Origin of the sequence: Paenibacillus sp. F411 (assembly GCF_017582705.1) — a bacterium.
GTDB lineage: Bacteria > Bacillota > Bacilli > Paenibacillales > Paenibacillaceae > Paenibacillus_AQ > Paenibacillus_AQ algicola.
On sequence record NZ_JAGFIP010000003.1, the window covers coordinates 277521 to 298217 of the forward strand.

Consider the following 20697-nt stretch of genomic DNA (forward strand, 5'->3'; position numbering starts at 1 on the left):
GCCGGGTTAACCTAACACAGTTCTCTATGCAGCTCATCAAGCCTTACCGTCCGCTGCTCTCCGGTTTCCATCGATTTCAGGGCAATCTCGCCTTTGGCCAGCTCATCGTCCCCCAAAATCGCCGTATAGCGCGCCTGCAGACGGTCTGCTGATTTCATCTGCGCCTTCATCTTGCGTCCCTGGTAATCCCGCTCTGCGGAAATGCCGGCACTGCGGAGCTGGAAAATGATCTTCGTAATTTCCTTCTCCGCCGCTTCTCCAAGCGCTACAAGATACACATCCAGCGGTTTAACCGCATTCAGCTCAATGCTCTGATGCTCAAGGATCAGCATAATCCGCTCCAGCCCGATGCCAAATCCGATACCGGTCTGATCCGGACCGCCGATCTGTTCCACCAGTCCATTGTAACGGCCGCCGCCGCCCACCGTATCAATCGCACCAATTCCCTGTGCTTTGAATTCAAACGCGGTATGGGTGTAGTAGTCCAGGCCGCGCACCATTCTCGGGTTGACCTCGTAGTTGACCTCCATCGCATCCAGATAAGCCTTCACCTGTTCAAAATGCTGACTGCAGGCTTCATCCAGACTCTCCAGAATGGAAGGCGCTCCGTCAAACTTGTCCTGATCCTTCTTGCAGTCCAGCACCCGCAGCGGATTGCGGTCCATGCGGGATTGACAGTCACTGCACAGCTGATCCTTCATCGGCGTCAGGAAGGACAGCAGGCGCTCCCGGTAAGCCGCCCTTATTTCCGGTGTGCCCACGGAGTTGATTTCTACCTTGACACCGGACAGCCCCAGCTCCTTCGTAAACGAGTAGCCCAGAGCAATAACCTCCGCATCAATAGACGGGTCCGCAGCTCCGAACACCTCGATGCCGAACTGGTGAAACTGGCGGTATCGGCCGGCCTGCGGACGCTCGTAGCGGAACATCGGCGCAATGTAATACAGCTTTGTGACATCGGGCTCGCCATACAGCTTGTTCTGAACGTACGCACGAACGACACCAGCCGTGCCTTCCGGACGCAGGGTCATGCTGCGGTCTCCTTTATCCTTGAAGGTATACATTTCCTTCTCTACAATATCCGTCGTTTCACCTACGCCGCGCTCGAACAGCTCGGTCTGCTCGAACAGGGGTGTGCGGATCTCCCGAAAATTGTACCGCTGACAGAGGTCTCTTGCTTTGCCCTCCACGAACTGCCATTTCTCGACTGTACCCGGCAGCAGATCCTGGGTTCCGGTCGGATTCTTGAACTTCATCTCCGCCATGTTTCATATCCTCCAATTCATCTTTCTGTTCTCTAGAAATCAAAAAATCCCCCGCCCCGTTGTAACAAACAACAACAGGGACGAGAGATTGTCATCAATTAAATCACCCGTGGTACCACCCACATTCCGAAAAATCCCTTATACCGCGTCTGGATTCTTCGCTCATCCGGATAACGCCCGGCCTGCGCAGAGCGGCTACTCTTGCTTGCAGCAAGCATTTCGCCGTCTGTTCTCGGGGAAGTCATTCGTCCATTCATCACGGAAATCCTTGCAGCCTGGAGGGATTTCTCTCTGATCGTGTGGGGATGGATTACTTGGTCCCGTCATCAAATCATTATGACATGCAACCCTGTTCTCTACAGTGTTGCCTAAACATTATATTTTAAGATTGTAATGAACCGCCACGTTAAAGTCAAGAAATTCCTGACGAAATGAAACGATAGAGGTTGCAAAAGCTCAAAAAAAAACCTGCGATCTCATATCGCAGGTCCAAAAGAGTATATTAAAAGGGGGTCATGCTGTTATTATAAACCGCATATATTATCAGAACATGTAACTCATATTACAGTTATATTACAGTGGTGAAAGCGCTGCTATATTATAAGGATATCATGAAGGACAGCAAAAAAGCCGCCATTGCTGGCGGCTTTATTCCAAAGCATACTATTCGTTCTCAAATTTCTCGATGAAAGCGTGGTTGGAGCGCAGCTTGTGCACGATCTGATCAAAATCAGCATCGCTGACCTTTGCTGTCAGCACATATCTAAGCTCATCGAAATCAACGTCATCCAGATCAGCCTCGCGGTAATCGTCTGCATGTCCGTCCTTATCGCCCACAGGAGCATCCTCATGGTCACGATCCTCAGGCACACCCTGTACGTTTACAGCCGCACCCGCGCCTGCCGTATATCCGCCAGCGTAGCCTGTTCCAGTTGTGTTGCTGCCGGCGTTAGAAGTACCGAATGGAATTAGCGGCACCAGGATATCAACCCGGCGTCCCACTGTTTCTTGCAGCTCACTGACTTCAAGCTGATCGGTCTTGTAGGTTAAAAGCGTTGTTTTAGCGCTTTCTGCTTCGTCTTCAGATCTGAAATAGGCTTGGAGATGCTTGGACATCATAAATTCCTCCTTTAGGATCAACTAGGATTATCGCTGTGATTGTAACGCTTTCCTTGCTTCCTATTACCCGCATCCCTCCATTTTCTAACATGACAATGCATCCCCGAAGGATGAAAAAGAGCTATTCCACAAGATCATTTTCGCGTAAGAACGTTCCTGCCCTCGCTGTTTCTCCAAATTTCATCCTTAACGATCAGATAATATAAATAAACCGCTCTCGGGTTAGATGGGAAGTGACTAGCCACCATCTAAAAAAGAGCGGTTTTATTTCTTCATTACATATACCGTGGATCAGCTTGATCGGCCGTTTGCTGCTTCAGGGATGACTAGCTGTTTACCTTCGGATTAACAGGTCTTTCCCGCTTGCTCGTCGATCCGGACCGCCGGGCTGGGCGGGGGCATGCAGCAGGCGATGTATGTGTAAAGCCTCGTGCATACCGGATGTCATCCCTAAAGCTGACTGCTTGCTACGCAGAAATTGAGGTGAATGCCGCATGAGATGCTCCTTTTTACATAAAAGTGCTTCTACACAGCATGCCCCTGTCTTCCCCGCACTATACCTACTGCTGCCGATTCTTCCAAGACTCATCTTAACTGCGACTGTCTAAGATCAGCGTCACCGGTCCCCAATTCGTAAGGGACACATCCATATCCGCTCCAAAAATTCCGGTTTCCACGCTAAGCCCTCTGCTTCTGAGCTCAGCATTAAACAGCTCGTACAGCTTCTGCGCCGCCTCCGGCCTCGCAGCCGCCATAAAGCTGGGCCGCTTGCCTTTTCGGGAGTCACCATACAATGTAAACTGAGACACCGACAGAATGGAGCCGCCCATATCCTGCACACTCAGGTTCATTTTGTGATCATCGTCCTCAAAAATCCGCAGTCCTGCTACCTTTTCCGCCAAATAAACGGCATCCTTTGTCTCATCCTCATGGGTAACACCCACGAGCACCATGAGTCCCTGCCCGATTTCGCCGGTAACCTGTTCACCGACAACGACCTGGGCATGCTTGCATCTTTGAATGACAACCTTCATGCCTGTTCCCCCTGGTAAAGTCACTGCATAATCCGATGGACGGTGTACACATCCTTCACACGCTTAATCCGCTCCACCACCGATTGAAGATGGTCCGTGTTGCGAATCAGAATGGTCATATGAATCATGGCCATCTTGTTCTTGTCCGATCGGCCGGTCACTGCTGAAATATTTGTCTTGCTCTCAGATACTGCCTGCAGTACTTCATTTAGCAGACCATTGCGGTCATGTCCCGTAACTTCAATATCTACGCTGTAGCTAGCTTCCACCGTTGATTCCCACTCGACCTCAATCACACGTGCCGCATCTTCCCCATCACCAGTAGCAGGAATGTTCGAGCAGTCTGCCCGGTGCACAGATACCCCGCGACCGCGCGTCACATAGCCGATGATTTCATCGCCTGGCACCGGGTTGCAGCACCTGGCAAAGCGCACCAGTAAATTGTCAATGCCTTTAACCGTAACGCCATTGGTAGGACGGCTGCGCTTCTCGGGCGCCTTGATCTCCTTCATCTCGGAGGTCAGCCCGATTTGGTTCGCCTCCTCCTGCTCCTTGCGAAGCTTCTCTGTGAGCTTGGTTGTAATCTGGGCGGCTGTAATGCCTCCAAATCCGACGGCAGACAGCATGTCTTCGATATCGTTGAAGGCAAACTTTCTCGCCGCATCCATCAGCTTGTCATCACTCAGAAATTCAGAAGCCTCCAGACCCTGCCGTTTCATTTCCCGTTCCAGCAGGTCCCGGCCCTTTTCAACATTTTCTTCGCGCTTCTCTTTCTTGAACCATTGCTTGATCTTACTCTTGGCGTGGGAGGACTGGGCAATCTTCAGCCAATCCTGGCTCGGGCCATAAGAGTGCTTCGAGGTTAAAATCTCAACAATATCGCCGGTCTTCAGCTGATGATCCAGCGGGACAATTCTGCCATTCACCTTCGCCCCAATCGTCCGGTTTCCAACCTCGGTATGAATGCGGTACGCAAAGTCCAGCGGGACGGAGCCAGCAGGCAGCTCAATGACCTCCCCTTTAGGCGTAAACACAAAGACGAGATCTGAGAAAAAGTCCATTTTGAGTGATTCGACAAACTCCGAAGCATCCTTCGCCTCATGCTGAAGCTCCAGAATCTCGCGGAAGAACGTAATTTTGTTATCAAAATTAGCCGCCGCCGAGCCTTCCTTATATGCCCAGTGAGCCGCGATCCCGAACTCTGCGGTACGATGCATTTCCAGCGTCCGAATCTGTACCTCTGTCGGCTCTCCGTTCGGACCCACTACGGTGGTGTGCAGAGACTGGTACATATTCGCTTTCGGCATGGCGATATAATCTTTAAAGCGCCCCGGCATTGGCTTCCACAGCGTGTGAATAATGCCCAGGGTTGCATAGCAGTCCTTGATGTTGTCTACGATAATCCGGATGGCCAGCAGATCATAAATTTCATTAAACTGCTTGTTCTTGACGGACATCTTGTTAAACACACTATAGATATGCTTCGGACGACCCGACAGGTCCGCCTGAATTCCCATTTCATCCAGCTTCTCCGCAATCCGTTCAATGACATTGTCGATGAACTGCTCCCGTTCAGCCCGCTTCTTGTGCATCAGATTGGCAATCCGGTAATACTGCTGAGGATTCAAGTAGCGGAGCGCAATATCTTCCATTTCCCATTTAATAGCGGATATCCCGAGACGATGAGCAATAGGACAGAAAATCTCCAGGGTCTCATGCGAGATTCTCCGCTGGCTTTCCTCCGACTGGTATTTCAGCGTGCGCATATTGTGCAGCCGGTCCGCCAGCTTGATAACAATCACGCGAATGTCCCGAGCCATGGCTATGAACATTTTGCGATAGTTTTCATTTTGCTGCTCTTCCTTGGAGCCGAATTTAATTCGCTCCAGCTTCGTCAGTCCATCCACCAGCATCGCACAGGTCTCGCCGAACCTCGACCGGATCTCCTCGAGCGATACAGTCGTGTCCTCAACGACATCATGAAGCAGGGCAGCAATAATAGACAACGTGTCCATCTGCATGTTGACGACGATGTCTGCTACCGCAAGCGGATGTAAAATATACGGTTCTCCCGATTTGCGAATCTGCCCGTGATGAGCCTGCTCTGCAAATTCAAAAGCTTCCTGAATTCGAAGAAGATCGGGTTCTTTAATATAGGCGCCTGCCTTTTCAAGTAATCGCTCTATGCCCATTGAGAAGTCCTTTCTGATTGCGACGATGACTTTCTATATAAAACGAAAACCCGCCCAAGTCAAAACGCGCAGGTTGTTCTTCCGTGATGATTTTCCTTCCATTATGACGCTTTGTGCCGTATACGTCAACACTAGCAGCCAGGTACATTCAGGGCGTCACAGCCCTTTATGATCCATATCATGACAAACCTATCATGAATTGGAGCAGATATGAAAATTGTGATTGAAAAAACGAACATTTCTATATAATCTAGATAAGATCATAAAGAAATGAAGCTATGGTTAAACAGATCTTGAGGAGGAATTGGTTTGCAACGCGAAATTCAAGTAGATGAGAAACTGCCCTTCGGACCCGGCTTTCTGCTGAGCCTTCAGCATTTATTCGCCATGTTCGGAAGTACAGTGCTCGTCCCGAACATCTTTGGCGTCGATCCGGGTATGATACTTCTAATGAACGGAATCGGCACCCTGATTTATATTCTGTTATGTAAAGGAAAAATACCGGCGTATCTGGGCTCAAGCTTCGCCTTTATTACTCCGGTCAGTCTGGTGCTGATGGGAGATCCAGGTGCCAACTATGGCAAAGCGCTCGGAGCCTTTATCATTACAGGTGTGATCTTCTGCGTAATTGCGCTGATCGTTAAATATGCCGGCACCGGATGGATTGATTTCGTCTTCCCTCCTGCGGTTATGGGAGCAATCATCGCCATGATCGGTTTGGAGCTCGTTCCGGTGGCAGCGAATATGGCGGGGCTGTTGCCGCCGTCGAACCCGGTAGAGGCGGAAGGGTGGAGCATGAATCCTGAGGTCGTTACCGTCTCGATGGTGACCCTTGGCGTGACCGTGCTGGGTTCGTTGCTGTTCCGGGGCTTCCCCAAGATCATTCATATTCTCATCGGGATTGCATCAGGCTATGCGCTTTCCTTCTACCTGGGACTTGTAGAGACTGATAAAATTTCCGAGGCTGCGTTCTTTACCGCGCCTACGTTGACGACGCCGGAGTGGGATATAGCAGCTATTTTTACCATTATTCCGGTTTCGATCGTCGTGATTGTAGAGCATATCGGTCACCTGCTGGTTACGAGCAACATTGTGGGCAAGGATCTGTCCAAGAATCCCGGGCTTCACCGCTCCCTGCTGGGCAACGGTATTTCAACCATTCTGTCCGGCTTCGTCGGATCGACGCCAAACACCACGTACGGGGAGAACATCGGCGTAATGGCCTTGACCAAGGTATATTCCGTTCGTGTCATTGGCGGCGCGGCTGTCATTGCGATCGTGCTCTCCTTCTCAGGCACCTTCTCTGCCATCATCGCCAACATTCCAGCTGCAGTGATGGGCGGCGTCTCCTTACTGCTGTTCGGCGTCATCGCAGCCTCCGGTCTTCGGATATTTGTCGAGAAGAAGGTCGATTTCTCTAGAGCCAGCAATATGATTCTTGCCACGCTTGTCCTCGTTGTCGGCATCAGCGGAGTAACCGTGCGATTTGGCGATGTTGAGCTGAAGGGCATGGCACTATCCACCATTGTAGGTATGCCGCTTGCAATCCTGTTCCGCCTGTTTGATATTCTCGGCCTCTCGAATGAGAAGCCAGAGGAGCAGCCGCTCCCGGAAAAAGTAACCGAATAAATCTAAAGGACCCCGGACTGCAGCGCAGCTCGGGGTCCTTCGTTATTTCCCGGGAAACTCCCGGTCCATGTTCTAGTAGTTCATGAGCGTGTAGACATCAATATCTGGAAGCTTGTCACGTCCATTCAGATCTGACAGCTCAATCATAAAAGCAGCTCCTACGACGTTTCCACCCAACTGACGAACCAGGTTCACTGAAGTCGAAATCGTTCCGCCGGTAGCAAGCAGATCATCGGCGATAAGGACGTTCTGCCCTTTCTCGACGGCATCGATATGCATGGCAAGCTGGTCTTTTCCGTATTCCAGATCATAGCCTACTTCAATCGTTTCGTAAGGCAGCTTTCCGCTCTTACGGATCGGCGCAAAACCGACCCCCAGTGCATAAGCCAGCGGCGCACCGACAACAAATCCCCGGGCTTCCGGACCTGCAATAACATCAATGTGCAGATGCTCTACCATTTTTTTCAGCTCATCAATCGCTTGCTTGTATACGCCGCCGTGCTTTAACAGGGTCGTAATGTCCTTAAAGCTGATTCCCTCGTGGGGAAAGTCAGGTATAACGCGAATGTAATCCTTGAAATCCAATACAATCTCCTCCTGTATCTCAGTTCTAATGGCTTGTCTTTACCTAAGATGCGCCTGCTGTACGGCTGTACATCCAGTGTCTCACTTGATCAGCGCTTCCGAATTTCATGTACTGCTCCATCTCGGCCAGACGGGTCAAGGATCTGAAGTGAGCCGAGGCTTCCAGCGGCTTCTTCTCCGGCTTGGGCACGAAATAAATATGTCCCTCCGACACCTGAATAAATGCCAGCTCCTCAAACACCTTCAATACCTGAGATAGCATGGCGTCCGACAGAGCAGAGTGTTTCTTCATTGAAGCCACGACATCTTTGCTGGAAGCAGGACGAGAACCCAAGCCGGCTAATACGGCATAGAGCGTTTTGAACTGCTCTCGGGTCGGCACCTGAAGCCGCTCCTGCGGGTCCCGAGCCGAATGCAGCAACACGATGTTGGGAACATCCCGGAATGCCGCCAGCAATGAATCCAGCTCATCTAAAGAATCCGGTAAATCCACCATGAACATGACCGATAGATCCTCCAGGCGGCTCTCTTTCGCCAGAGAGCTGCCTGGACGAAATCCGGCTGTTCTATCATATACCCAAAGGGATAGATTAGACAATTCCTCTTTCACTTCTGACAGCCGGCTTTCTTTCATAACCACCGCACAGCGGGGCTCCGGACAGCGAAGCTCTCTTTCCCATTGTGCCCGAAAGCGCTGCAGCTCTCGAATCGGTTCTGCCGTATTCCGCAGATCAAATACCTGCTTCTGCGGGACAGCCAGATCCTGAATCAAAAGCTGCGGTTTTCGGCTGCCGTTCCATTCGTTGACTGACATTTCTCCCAGAACACTGATTGAGGTTCCAGAGGGAAGCACGTCAGCCAGATGGCCGTAGCCGAAGCCAACAGCTTCAAGTACGCCTTGTTCCTGCTGCAATCGAAGGCGGAGATGCCGGCTTTCCTTGCCCATTTTTCGGGCCTCGATGACCGTAACCTCCCGAAAAACCATCTTAGGAACCGTATTGGACATACCATAGGGACCTAACAGCTCCAGCTCGTCCAGACCCGCCAAAGTAATCTCACGGATGGAGCATTCCAGATCCGCCTGCTGTACGGGAATCAGGTGATCGTCAGTCAGTACCTGCTTCGCAAAGCTCCATAGCCCTTCTTCCAGCATTGGCAGCCGGTCCCGGTGCAAACTCATGCCGGCTGCTGCGGGATGACCTCCAAAATGCTCCAGGACATCCTTGCAGTGATGCAGCGCCTCATAAATATCCAAGCCCGGGATCGAACGGGCGGAGCCCTTACACTGGCCGGATTCAGGATCAATCCCCAGCACAATGACCGGACGATAAAACTTCTCCAGCAGCCTGGAGGCTACAATGCCGACGACACCTACGTTCCAGCCTTCACCTGCAACGACAAGCACCGGCGGGAGCTGTTCCGGGCTAAATCTGGATTGAATCAGCCCCAGCGCTTCATCAGCGATGTTATCTACCGTCTGCTGACGCTTTTTATTCAAAGCATCGAGCTCCCAGGCCAGTCGCTCTGCGTCTTCACGGTTTGAGGTCGTCAGCAGGGTTACTGCCTTACCAGCATGATCCATCCGGCCGGCGGCATTAATGCGAGGAGCCACCGAAAAGGCGATATGAACCGATGTCACCTGAGGAACATCAATGCCGCTCACCGACAGCAAGGAACGAAGACCTTCATAGCGCGTCGTCCGCATGGATTCCAAACCTTGTCGTACCAGCATCCGGTTTTCCTCCAGCAATGGCATTAAATCCGCAATTGTACCGATGGCAACAATCTGAAGCCATTCCTCCGGCGGGTCCTCTACCAGAGCCTGTGCCAGCTTGTATGCTACGCCTACTCCCGCAAGGCCCTTGAAAGGATAGCGACAGTGTGGCAGCTTGGGGTTAATCAATGCGTAAGCGTCTGGCAGCACCTCTGGAGGCTCATGATGGTCAGTGACAATAACATCTATACCAAGGCGGTTTGCATATGCAATCTGCTCTACGGCACTAATTCCGGTATCTACTGTAATGATCAGGGATACTCCCTGCTGGTATGCCCAATCAATCGCATGATTATGAAGACCATAGCCCTCGTTCGAACGATGCGGGATATATATATCATAGGATGCCTCGAGATGGCGCATAAGCTGAATCATCAGCGTAGTGCTGGACACGCCGTCTGCATCATAATCCCCGTAGATGAGAATATGCTCCTGCTCCTGAAGTGCTTTTCTTATTCGAGGCACAGCCTGCTCCATCCCATGCAATAGCATAGGATCATGGCTGTGCTGTGCTGAGCCATGCAGAAACTGCTCTGCAGCTTCTATGCTCTCGATCCCGCGGACCGCCATCAATGAAGCGGTCAGCGGAGAGATGGACAGCTCCTCGGCCAGCCTTCGGGCTGCTTCTTGATTCGGCGGGGGCACCCGCCATTCATACTTGGGGTACAGCACGATTGTCTTCACCTTTCTTCCCTGCCTGCTTTATGCTTTCACAGCGGATGTTATTTATTGCGGCAATGTCGGCAGGTTATTATCATTTAAGTCCATATTCGATTTATAAGGATATCCCGTTTCGTAAGGTGCCGTGATCATCTGGATCTTGGTAACCTGGGGAAACCGCTGCTGAAGCAGCCGCGACGCACGATCGGCAATTTCATGTGCCTCAATCACTGTAATTAAAGGATTCACGCTGACCTTGACCTCCAGCTGGATCTGCGCTGATCCCAGAGGCTGCACCTTTAGCTCCTCTACGGTAATGACACCATACACGCGTTGGATGGTCTCTACATAGTCCATCCCGTGATCTTCACATAAAGCCTCCACCAGGATGTCCTCTTTATATATCGCCTCTCTAAGCAGCTTCAAGCCTCTCCAAATGACAAGAGCATAGACCATCAAAGACGCTGCCAGATCACAATACAGCAAGACAGGGACCTCGCCGTACTCCCCTGCTAAGGTCAGGCCCGCACCCGCAATGACAAGGAGTGAGGAATAAATGCCTGCCCGATGATTCCGGGTATGAGCCTGCAGCAGCGGGCTGTTGGCCTTGCTTCTGCCGGCATGATAGCGAAAGACCGCTTCATTGAGGAGCAGCGCTGCCAGCACAATAATAAGCGCGAAGCTGTCCGGAGCTTCAGGGCTGCCGCTCCATAGCTGTCCTACACGATTGTAGACCATGAAGAGCGCTAATGTAATCAAGACAAGTGGAATCAGAAGCATTGTCACTTCATAAGACTGCATGCGTTTCCCTGCACGGTTTCCCTGGGACCGCGCTCCCTCCTCGACGCCGGTTTTCCATAGCGTTACTCCCTGAGCCGCCGTATGCAGACTATCTGCCATGAGCGCCAGGCTGCCCAGGAACATTCCCGCTGCTCCTTTAACCAGAGCGAGGGTAAAGTCACAAGCTACAGCCACGCTCACCGCTTTGCTGCCGCGCTGCACCTGAACATTGTTCACCTAAGGCCCCTCCTTGGATATACTTTTGCCTTGGTATTTACCAGCCGGTAACTTAGAAAGCCGCGTCGCCTGCGACACGGCTTTCTGTCTTATGGTATTGAGCTTTACAGAGTTGACTACGCCTTCAGCTTCAGAAGGAGAAATATCTAGACCTCCGAGGTGGAAGGCTTTGGTGCTTTGGGCTTGTTCACATTCTTCCCTTTCAGCAGCAGCCACAGCGGACTCGCAATGAAAATGGAAGAATAAGCACCGAACAAGAGACCAATCACGATCGCGAGCGAGAACATGCGGATCGACTCTCCGCCCATCATGAGCATGAGCAATGCCGCAATCAGCACGGTCAGGGCCGTGTAAATGGAGCGCTTGAACGTCTGCGCCACACTTTTATTGACCAGGTCCACCAGATCGCTGTGTTTCTTGATTTTGGCGAACCTCAGATTCTCGCGAATCCGGTCAAAGATCACGATGGTATCGTTAATGGAGTAACCGATAATGGTCAGGACCGCGATAATGAAGGTGACATCCACCTCCAGCCGCAGAATGGAGAATACGCTGACCACAACAAAAGCATCATGGAGCAATGCAACAATTGCCGCTACAGCAAAGCGCCATTCAAAGCGGATGCTGACATAGATAATGATCCCGATACACGACAGCAGCACCGCATAAATCGCATTTCGGCCCAGCTCTCTGGCCATCTCCGGATCAACCGTGTTAACCTCAAAGGAAGCACTGGCGTCCAGCTGTAGAATGCCTGCTTTCAAAGCAGCATCCTGCTGCTCTGACAGTACGTCACTAAAGCGGATATTAATACGGTCTGAACCCGGTGTAATCGTCGTCTGATCACCGACATCAAGTCCATCCACGATCGGCTGCAGCTGTGCCTCGGTGAGGCTTTTCTCTGTCGTCACATCAACGTTCGAGCCGGAACGGAAATCAACGCCGTAATTCAAGTTGAATACGGACAGGAAGATCAGGCCCGCCACGGTCAGTGCAATGGAAAACATATAAAAATATCGGCTTAACCGTACAAAATCAAAATTTTCAAAGCGCACGTATCTCACTCTCCTTTACACCAAACTGGCCCGGCTTGCTTGCCCAGCCTATTTTGACTAGGAGGTTCAGCAGGAAGCGGGAGAAGTATACGTTCGTAGCAATACTCACAATAATTTCAAGAATGAGCACAATCGCAAAGCCCTTTACAGATCCTGTGCCGAAGGCAAACATCACGGCAGCCACGATGATCGTAGTTACGTTGGAATCGATAATGGTGCGGAAGGAGGATTTGCCGCCAGCCTTAACAGCGGAGGAAATACTCTTGCCACTTCGCATTTCTTCACGAATCCGTTCAAAAGTAATAATGTTGGCATCCACTGCCATCCCGATCCCGAGAATAAAGGCTGCAATGCCGGGCAGCGTCAGCGTAAAATCCGCCAGCACGAAGATAAGAATGAGCAGCCAGGTATGGACAATGAGCGCAAAGCTGGCGATCAGTCCCGGAATCCGGTAAATGATAACCATGAACAGCAGAATAATCGCGGAAGCGATCAAGCCGGCTTGGAGCGTCTTGTTCAGAGATTCCATTCCTAGGGTTGCCCCCACGCTTTGGGAATACTTCTCGGTCAGCTTCAGCGGCAAGGCACCCAGGTTAACAGTGTCGCGAAGCTGCTGAGCCTCTTCTCTTGATTCTGATCCGGTAATCATAGCATTGCCGTCGGTCAGCACAGCTTGTACCGTTGGAGCAGACAGCAAGGTGTCATCCAAATAAATCGCCAGCTGCTTTTGGAGCAGCCGCTGCGTAATCTCAGCAAATTTAGCCTTGTCCTTGACTTGAATATTCACGACAGGCTGATTCAGGCCGTCTACGCCGATCGAAGCTGCATTTTCCACAAAATCGTCGCCGCGAAGCTCAATTTTGCAAAATTCCTCGCCTTCAGCGCAGCCGTCATTACTGCGGAACGTCAAATTAGCCGGTTCCTTCATCGTCTTGCGAATCTCTTCCTCGTTCGCCACTCCCGGAACCTTTAGGCGAATCCGGTTGCTTCCCTCCGTCGTAATCTCCGGCTCCGTCGTGCCTATTGCGTCTGCACGCTTCTGCAGGCTCTTGGCGGTTTCCTGGAGAGATTCGGGAGTTACTTCCTGCCCCTCTGCCAATGGCTCTGCTTCGTACAGGATTTCAAAGCCGCCCTTAAGATCCAGACCCAATCGGACGTCTTGAACCAATCCCGGACTCGTGAATATCATGATTCCGGTAACCACGAGCACGGTAGCGATGAAACTGATGATTCTTTTCATGCCGTCCCTAGTTCCCCCTTTTGTCTCAATATTCCTATTATAGCCATGCGCCAAAACTCAGTCAATTTATCAAAATTTGTCGCAAGCCTCGCCGCCGGCCTCTCGTCACAGCAAAGAGACCTGCCTCTCAGTATTGAAAAGGAGATCCCTTATATGCGGCAATGGTCATATAATTCATCAGCGCTGTCGCCTTTAGCGACAAGACGTCATTCACCAGCTTATGCAGCGGCGGGATACCGGTCTTCTCATATTTACTGCTGACACAGCGCCAGATATCATCAGCCGTCACCTGCTCATACCCGATCAATCGCATTTCTTCGGCTTTGCTTTCGCAAATCATATTTAGGGCTTGTACCCATTCCTCGTTCTCAAACGGTTCCTTATCCATACCGGCTCAGCCCCCTTGTTCATGTTGTAATACCTTAACACATTCGACTGCCAGTAAGGGATTCCTTCTTTTTCTCACCTCTGTCCTTTCAAAAAAGTCATGTCATGAGTTGGGACAGGTCAGGCATATCCTATACAACACATCCATTTCATGATAGAAGCCGAGGAGTTGGATTATGCCTTGAACAAGCAGTCATTTATTAAAGGAACGATCATCCTGCTGACAGCCGGGATTCTGAACCGACTTCTCGGTTTTATACCGCGGATTGCGCTGCCCCGGATTATCGGTCCTGAAGGAGTCGGTATCTATCAGCTCGGGTATCCTTTTTTCATCGTACTCGTGACTTTGATTACAGGCGGCATCCCGCTTGCTATTGCAAAAATGGTAGCGGAGGCCGAAGGCGCCGGCCAAACCGCCCGCTCCCAGCAGATCCTCCGTGTCAGCCTGATCCTCACCTTGACGCTCGGTACAATTTTTATGGGCATCAGCCTGTGGCTCGCGCCTTGGATTACGCAGGTTATTCTGCCGGATGAGCGTGTCTATTACACCTTTGTCAGCATGACACCCATGATGATCATTATTGCGGTCTCAGCCGTATACCGGGGTTATTTTCAAGGCAAGCAAAATATGGTCCCTTCTGCCGCTTCATCCATCATTGAGACCATCGTCCGAATTGTTTGTATGCTGTGGTTTGCTCATCTGCTGATGCCCAAAGGGCTGGCCTTCGGCGCAGCCGGGGCGATGCTCGGCACGGCCGTCGGGGAGCTGCTCGGTATGTTCGTGCTTTTGTGGCAGTACAGCAAGGAGCAGCAGCGACTGCCGAATATGACCCCGCCTGTCCAGAGCATCACCGGGCAGTCCTTTGTCGATACACAGAGCAAGCGAAGCCTGCTGTCCCGACTCCTCGGCATAGCACTACCTGTTACGGTCGGCAGAATGGTCGGTTCGTTATCTTACTTGCTGGAGTCTATCATCACGGCCAGAAGCCTCGCCCTTGCAGGCATCGCCACGGCGGCTGCCACGGCGCAGTATGGTGCCCTGCAGGGAATGATTATTCCGCTGCTGCTGCTGCCAGGAGCAATTACAATGTCACTCGCGGTTGCGCTGGTTCCGTCTCTATCAGAGGCTGCTGCCCGTAACGACCGCGCACTGATCCATAAACGCATGAACCAGGCGCTGAGGCTGGCGATGGTGACGGGTGCGCCTTTTGCTGTCATTATGTACGTGCTCGCGGAGCCGCTATGTCTGTTGCTTTACGATAATGCAGACATTGCCGGGATGCTTCAGCTAATGGCGCCCTTTGCTTTATTTCTTTATGTACAGGCTCCGCTGCAGGCTGCGTTACAGGCCCTGGACCGTCCAGGCAAGGCATTAATCAACACGCTAATCGGGGCTTGTATCAAGCTGGGGCTCATTCTATACCTGTCTTCTAATCCGGAATTCGGCATTCATGGAGCTGTCATTGCCATTATTGTCAACAGCATCACGGTCACCTTGCTGCACAGCATCAGCGTGTCCAGAATGATCGGCTTCCGTTTTAAATGGCTTGATTATGTGAAGACCCTTGCTGTCATGCTGATGATGGGGGCAGGCCTGCTGTATAGTTATTTGCATCTGCCCTTCACCGAACGGCCATGGCTCCAGTTTATCTGTGCAGCAGGATTCAGTGTGATACTGTATACGGCTGCGGTTTTTGCTACACGTTTAGTGACAGCCCGCGATCTTTCCCGTATGCCTGTCTTTGGCAAATGGTTTCTGCGCTTCTAAACGACGACAGCGCTATTTGTCCTTGGTATCAATGTAAATTCTTCCTTTATGATCAAGTGAGCATAAGAAAATATCTTTGAAATCACGCACTCCATGCTTTCGTATTTCATTTTTCAGCCAGAATCGGTTCTTATCCACCATGCTCAGGTTCTCATCCTGCACCTTGCCATCCATAATGAGCGGGACGGGCAGACCCTGATACTTGATTTTTTCATACGGGATAGGAACCGGCTCCTCCTTATATCCTGTCTTGCGGCGGTTGCCTGCTGAAGTTCCCGTTTCTTTGCTGCTTTCCTTGTCTTGGGAAGAGGATGGTGAAGATGAACTATCGTCCTTTTGAATGACCGTTAGCTGTCCGCTGGTTTCCAATACCGCAAATTCCACATCAGCCAAGCTATCAACATCCTTACCTCTCAGCTGCTGCATCAGGTCATCGAGGTTATACCGGAGCTTGCTCATTTCCTTACGGTTCAGCTTTCCATTCGATATAATGACACTCGGCTTGCCGTCAAAAATCTGCCTCACCTTTCGGTTATTCAATCCCCAGAAAGCCAGCAGCACCTGGACGAGGACCAGCACCACAATAGGAATCAGCCCTTCATGGAGCGGTTTGCTGACATCTTCAATAACAACCACCGCAATTTCAGCAATCATAATAGAAATGACGAGATCAAAAATGGACAGCTTGCCGATCTCTCTTTTCCCCATAATCCGCATCATGAGAAAAGTTACGCCATACATCAGCATGGTTCGTAAAATTAACACGACAATAGGATTTCCAAATACATCCTTAAACATGAAATGCCCTCCCTGCCTGCAATAGAGACTGCTAAGGTACTGCTATTCTGACCTGGAAGAGAGCTTTCCATTCGAAGGGCGGTGTTCAATTAATGGTAATCATGTAAACTGTTTATTTGTACTATCTGCAGGGGCTTGGCCATACAATGAATTACAACCAATACTGTTAATGAAAGGGGCGGTTATATTGGAGTCCATCCGGCGTTTGATCACGCTGCGCATTACGAACCCCATTTTGTCGGGACTGCTGCATGCGTTCATTTGGATGTTCATAGGAGCTTTTGCACTTTCCATGCTGCTGTGGGCAAGCAGCCTATCTGAGGAGGACCTGAGCCTCTATACCTTCGTAGTCCATGGAGCAGCGGCATGGTTCGGCGGGTTGGCGAGCGGCAGGCGCTCCGGAAGCAAGGGCTGGTACTATGGGCTGGTCACAGGACTGCTCTATGGAATTCTCCTTTTGATCATTGGCTTCTTGGCACTGAACAGCTTCATCTCGGCCAGCGATATGACCCTGCTTGGTATCGTCATCGGAGCGGGAGCTTTAGGCGGAATGTTTGGTGTAAACCTGCGTAAATAAAATGTTAATTCTATGGTTGAGTTTTGTGATAAACTTAAAGGCGCTGTCTTACATAAAATAAGAGGGGGCCTTTGTTTTACCGTGCTGTACCAATCCATGGTTACCATTACCTTATTCACGACGCTGAATGTTATTGTGCTGTTGTGGCTGGGGACGCTGGCTAACCCATTCAAAGCGCTGTATGCGCTGCTCAGAGAATTCATGACGAATATCCGGTTTCTCCTCCTATTCCTTTCTATGCTGGGCATTCTTGTGCTGAATAAGCTAGAGCTTAAATTTGAAATGAAATATCCGGTCCATTATGATTTTACACCGTTGCTATTCCGCTTAGAGGGGCAAGTCGTGAGGCAGATTCAGGATCTGTTCTATGCCCCCTGGCTTACGCATGTGCTTGCATTTTTCTATGTTCTTGTCTTCCAGGCAATCATCATCGGATCACTCGGCGTTTATCTCATTCAGCAGAACAAGCCTTTGCTCTACGCGGCCTGCTATGCTATTTTGTTCAATTATGCGCTGGCCATTCCGTTCTTTCTGCTGTTTCCTGTCGATGAGGTATGGTCCTACGCACCAGCGGGTGTCACCTTTCACATGCTAGCAGTGTTTCCTGACTTTGAAGCCGTTTACCGCCCGTTATCCGGCCTGAACAATTGCTTCCCGAGCCTGCATACCTCCTTATCCGTTACCATGGCGCTGCTCGCCTTCCAGTCCGGTAATCGGCGCTGGGCCTGGATCACTGGAGGAAGCGCACTTATTATTATCTTTACAATTTTTTATATGGGCATCCACTGGATCTCCGACATGCTTGCGGGAGTCACACTGGCTTCGTTTGCAACGGCAATGGGCCTGTATCTGGGCAGAGTGACGTATTCCAGATCCAACGACCTTCCCGTTCTTAAGAAGACAAGCAGGGCTGCTTGAGACAGACTTCTAGAAGACCTTTTCTTGTATCCTGCATACCTGAACCTATGACAAAAAAGCTGTTCCATTGCTGACTAGCAGCGGAACAGCTTTTTTGGTGCCTACAGAGCAGGTCATGTTTGCCCAATCGGGCCGAGACTTACGCCTCCGAAGCCTGACTTACACTGTGGCTGATGGAGCTCCGGTCAAAAGTAAGCTTCGTGACGTCATTCACCTTCAAGACCACGATATCATCCGTAATCTCTACAATCGTTCCGTGAAGGCCTCCGATCGTTACGACCTTATCCCCCTTCTTCAATGCGCTAAGCATTGCGTTGCGGGTCTTCTGCTTCTTCTGCTGAGGACGAATCAACAGGAAATAAAAGATCACAAACATCAACACGAAAGGCAGAATCAAGCCGATCAAACCACCTTGAGCCGTTTCTCCACTTGCTAATTGAAACATATCTTTCCCCCCCTTCATGGACCATCCATGATGGTAACCTCTTAAAATCCTTTTTCGTTGTTATGCAGACCGTATTTGTCAAAAAACTCATCGCGGAAATCCAGCAAACGGTCTTCCATAATACTCTCCCGCACATTCTTCATCAGATTAATCAGGAAATGAAGATTGTGATACGTCGTCAGGCGAAGCCCGAACGTCTCGTCACTCTTGATTAAATGGCGGAGATAGGCACGAGAGTAGTTACGGCATGTATAGCAGTCACACTCCGGATCCAGCGGCCCAAAGTCCCTTGCGTACTGTGCATTGCGAACGACAAGACGGCCTTGGCTTGTCATGGTCGTCCCGTTGCGGGCGATCCGCGTCGGAAGCACGCAGTCGAACATATCCACACCCCGGATCGAGCCTTCCAGCAGCGCATCAGGCGAGCCGACACCCATCAGGTAGCGGGGCTTGTTCTCTGGCAGCAGGGGCACGGTGTAATCCAACACTTCATACATCAATTGCTTGGATTCTCCCACACTAAGTCCACCAATAGCATAACCCGGGAAATCCATGGAAGTCAAATCCCGGGCGCTCTGTACGCGGAGGTCTTCGTGCATGCCCCCCTGAACGATAGCAAATAGTGCCTGATCCTGCGGTCTGGCATGGCTCTTAAGGCATCTTTCCGCCCAGCGGGAGGTCCGCTCTGTGGATTTCTTAACATATTCGTACTCGGCTGGAAACGGAGGGCATTCATCAAATGCCATCATAATGTCTGATCCCAGAGCGTTCTGGATTTCCATCGCGACCTCCGGGGACAGAAACAGCTTGTCTCCATTCAGATGGGAGCGGAAATGTACGCCCTCCTCTGTAATCTTCCGCATTTCCGCCAGACTGAACACCTGGAAGCCACCGCTGTCTGTCAGGATTGGCCGATCCCAATTCATGAATTTGTGAAGTCCGCCCGCTGCCTGAACGATGTCATGTCCCGGTCGCAGAAACAGATGATACGTGTTGCTTAATATGATCTGGGCCTCCATGGCCTTTAGCTCTTCCGGACTCATGGTCTTTACCGTCGCCAGCGTACCCACAGGCATAAAGGTCGGGGTATCGATTACGCCGTGGGGAGTATGTACCCGTCCCAGTCTGGCCCCCGATTGCTTGCAAGTTTTAATATGTTCGTATGTCACTGCTGCTGTCATGTTTGACAAAACCTCCGAGTTAAAAAATAAACATCGCATCACCGAAGCTGAAGAAACGGTATTGCTGCTCTACCGCTTCCTTGTAAGCGGCCATAATATGATCTCTTCCTGCCAGCGCACTGACCAGCATAACCAGCGTGGATTTCGGCAGATGGAAGTTCGTAATGAGTGCATCCACAACCTGAAATTCATAGCCGGGGTATATAAAAATATCGGTCCAGCCGCTGCATTCCTCCAGCGGCTGTCCCTTGAACTGATTTCCGGCCGTTTCCAGAGTGCGACAGGAGGTTGTCCCGACCGCCACCACTCTACCGCCCCTCGCCTTCGTCTCATTCAATATAGCAGCTGTTTCCGAGGAGATCATGTAGTACTCTTCGTGCATCACATGGTCTTCGACCCGCTCGACAGACATCGGACGGAAGGTGCCCAGACCCACATGCAGCGTTATAAAAGCAATATCGACTCCCTTGCTGCGAATATTCTGAAGCAGTTCTTCTGTAAAATGGAGCCCTGCGGTCGGAGCGGCAGCGGAGCCTTCGTTCTTCGCATATACCGTCTGATACCGGTCTTTATCCTCCAGCTTCTCTTTAATATAAGGAGGAAGCGGCATTTGTCCCAAAGCATCAAGAATCTCCTGAAAAATCCCCTCATAGGAAAAGGTGAGCGTACGCGCCCCCATATCTCCCTCCGATTCGATCGTCGCGCGGAGCTGCCCGTCTCCGAACACGATGACGCTTCCGGTCTTCAGCTTTTTGCCCGGCTTGACGAGCGCTTCCCAGGTATCACCTGACAAATTTTTCAGAAGTAGCACTTCAGCCTTCGCTGCCGTATCCTCCTTCACGCCAAACAGCCGCGCCGGAATAACCTTCGTATCATTCAGTACCAAGGTATCGCCCGGTCTCAGTTGTTCAAGGATACTTGAGAAATGCTCATGGGTGGTTTCTCCCGTTTCTTTATTCAAAGTAAGCAGCCGGGAAGAGCTGCGCTCCAGTAAAGGCGTCTGCGCAATTAGCTCCTCCGGAAGCTCGAAATCATATGCATCGACATTCATGT

Annotated in this window: 18 protein-coding genes; 4 read left to right on the plus strand and 14 right to left on the minus strand. The window is 51.0% G+C overall.

What is annotated here, in order from left to right; translation table 11 throughout:
* Positions 1–11: 11 nt before the first annotated feature.
* The 4 genes from hisS to JJQ72_RS05370 form a co-directional block, all read right to left on the minus strand.
* Positions 12–1256: a histidine--tRNA ligase gene (gene hisS, locus JJQ72_RS05355; RefSeq protein WP_208203011.1), complete on the minus strand. Its 1245-nt coding sequence runs from the start codon at positions 1254–1256 to the stop codon at positions 12–14.
* A 672-nt stretch (positions 1257–1928) separates the two neighbouring features.
* A complete protein-coding gene (locus JJQ72_RS05360) occupies positions 1929–2384 on the minus strand; it encodes a hypothetical protein (protein WP_243895878.1) in 456 nt (151 codons plus the stop codon).
* 590 nt (positions 2385–2974) lie between these two features.
* On the minus strand, positions 2975–3418 hold the full coding sequence (dtd, locus tag JJQ72_RS05365) for a D-aminoacyl-tRNA deacylase (protein WP_208202988.1): 444 nt from the start codon (positions 3416–3418) through the stop codon (positions 2975–2977).
* A 20-nt stretch (positions 3419–3438) separates the two neighbouring features.
* The gene (locus tag JJQ72_RS05370) at positions 3439–5610 is read right to left on the minus strand and encodes a RelA/SpoT family protein (protein ID WP_138225104.1); all 2172 of its coding nucleotides are present in this window, start codon (positions 5608–5610) and stop codon (positions 3439–3441) included.
* A 309-nt stretch (positions 5611–5919) separates the two neighbouring features.
* On the opposite strand from JJQ72_RS05370, the gene uraA reads away from it, so the two are divergent.
* Complete coding sequence (gene uraA, locus JJQ72_RS05375; RefSeq protein ID WP_208202989.1) at positions 5920–7239, plus strand: uracil permease; 1320 nt, start codon at positions 5920–5922, stop codon at positions 7237–7239.
* A gap of 72 nt (positions 7240–7311) precedes the next feature.
* Here the strand turns inward: uraA and JJQ72_RS05380 are convergent, their stop codons facing one another.
* The 6 genes from JJQ72_RS05380 to JJQ72_RS05405 all read right to left on the minus strand — a co-directional run bounded on the left by JJQ72_RS05380 (position 7312) and on the right by JJQ72_RS05405 (position 13958).
* Positions 7312–7824 (minus strand): adenine phosphoribosyltransferase, encoded by a 513-nt coding sequence (locus JJQ72_RS05380; RefSeq protein WP_138225102.1) that lies wholly within the window; start codon positions 7822–7824, stop codon positions 7312–7314.
* Between the two features lie 43 nt (positions 7825–7867).
* Entirely contained in the window at positions 7868–10270 is a 2403-nt protein-coding gene (recJ, locus tag JJQ72_RS05385) for a single-stranded-DNA-specific exonuclease RecJ (protein ID WP_208203013.1), read from the minus strand.
* A 54-nt stretch (positions 10271–10324) separates the two neighbouring features.
* Positions 10325–11275, minus strand: a complete 951-nt coding sequence (locus tag JJQ72_RS20710) for a cation diffusion facilitator family transporter (RefSeq protein ID WP_208202990.1) — start codon at positions 11273–11275, stop codon at positions 10325–10327.
* A 146-nt stretch (positions 11276–11421) separates the two neighbouring features.
* Positions 11422–12330 (minus strand): protein translocase subunit SecF, encoded by a 909-nt coding sequence (gene secF / locus JJQ72_RS05395; RefSeq protein ID WP_208202991.1) that lies wholly within the window; start codon positions 12328–12330, stop codon positions 11422–11424.
* Entirely contained in the window at positions 12320–13570 is a 1251-nt protein-coding gene (gene secD / locus JJQ72_RS05400; protein WP_208202992.1) for a protein translocase subunit SecD, read from the minus strand. The genes secF and secD overlap by 11 nt, the downstream gene beginning before the upstream one ends.
* A gap of 127 nt (positions 13571–13697) precedes the next feature.
* Positions 13698–13958: a post-transcriptional regulator gene (locus tag JJQ72_RS05405; RefSeq protein ID WP_138225098.1), complete on the minus strand. Its 261-nt coding sequence runs from the start codon at positions 13956–13958 to the stop codon at positions 13698–13700.
* Between the two features lie 180 nt (positions 13959–14138).
* Between JJQ72_RS05405 and spoVB the strand changes: the two genes are divergently transcribed.
* Positions 14139–15725 (plus strand): stage V sporulation protein B, encoded by a 1587-nt coding sequence (gene spoVB / locus JJQ72_RS05410; RefSeq protein ID WP_208202993.1) that lies wholly within the window; start codon positions 14139–14141, stop codon positions 15723–15725.
* A 12-nt stretch (positions 15726–15737) separates the two neighbouring features.
* Here spoVB and JJQ72_RS05415 read toward each other — a convergent pair whose 3' ends face one another.
* Entirely contained in the window at positions 15738–16523 is a 786-nt protein-coding gene (locus JJQ72_RS05415; protein ID WP_208202994.1) for a YetF domain-containing protein, read from the minus strand.
* Positions 16524–16710: 187 nt separating this feature from the next.
* On the opposite strand from JJQ72_RS05415, the gene JJQ72_RS05420 reads away from it, so the two are divergent.
* Both JJQ72_RS05420 and JJQ72_RS05425 read left to right on the plus strand, forming a co-directional pair.
* Positions 16711–17100 carry a TIGR04086 family membrane protein gene (locus JJQ72_RS05420; protein WP_208202995.1) on the plus strand — a complete coding sequence of 130 codons (390 nt, stop codon included), beginning with the start codon at positions 16711–16713 and terminating at the stop codon, positions 17098–17100.
* Between the two features lie 81 nt (positions 17101–17181).
* On the plus strand, positions 17182–18018 hold the full coding sequence (locus JJQ72_RS05425) for a phosphatase PAP2 family protein (protein WP_233281167.1): 837 nt from the start codon (positions 17182–17184) through the stop codon (positions 18016–18018).
* 139 nt (positions 18019–18157) lie between these two features.
* Here JJQ72_RS05425 and yajC read toward each other — a convergent pair whose 3' ends face one another.
* The 3 genes from yajC to queA are packed head-to-tail and all read right to left on the minus strand — an operon-like array spanning position 18158 to position 20695.
* Entirely contained in the window at positions 18158–18463 is a 306-nt protein-coding gene (gene yajC, locus JJQ72_RS05430; protein ID WP_138225094.1) for a preprotein translocase subunit YajC, read from the minus strand.
* Between the two features lie 41 nt (positions 18464–18504).
* Complete coding sequence (tgt, locus tag JJQ72_RS05435; RefSeq protein WP_138225093.1) at positions 18505–19644, minus strand: tRNA guanosine(34) transglycosylase Tgt; 1140 nt, start codon at positions 19642–19644, stop codon at positions 18505–18507.
* 19 nt (positions 19645–19663) lie between these two features.
* Positions 19664–20695, minus strand: coding sequence for a tRNA preQ1(34) S-adenosylmethionine ribosyltransferase-isomerase QueA (gene queA, locus JJQ72_RS05440; protein ID WP_208202996.1), 1032 nt, complete (start codon positions 20693–20695; stop codon positions 19664–19666).
* Positions 20696–20697 lie beyond the last annotated feature (2 nt).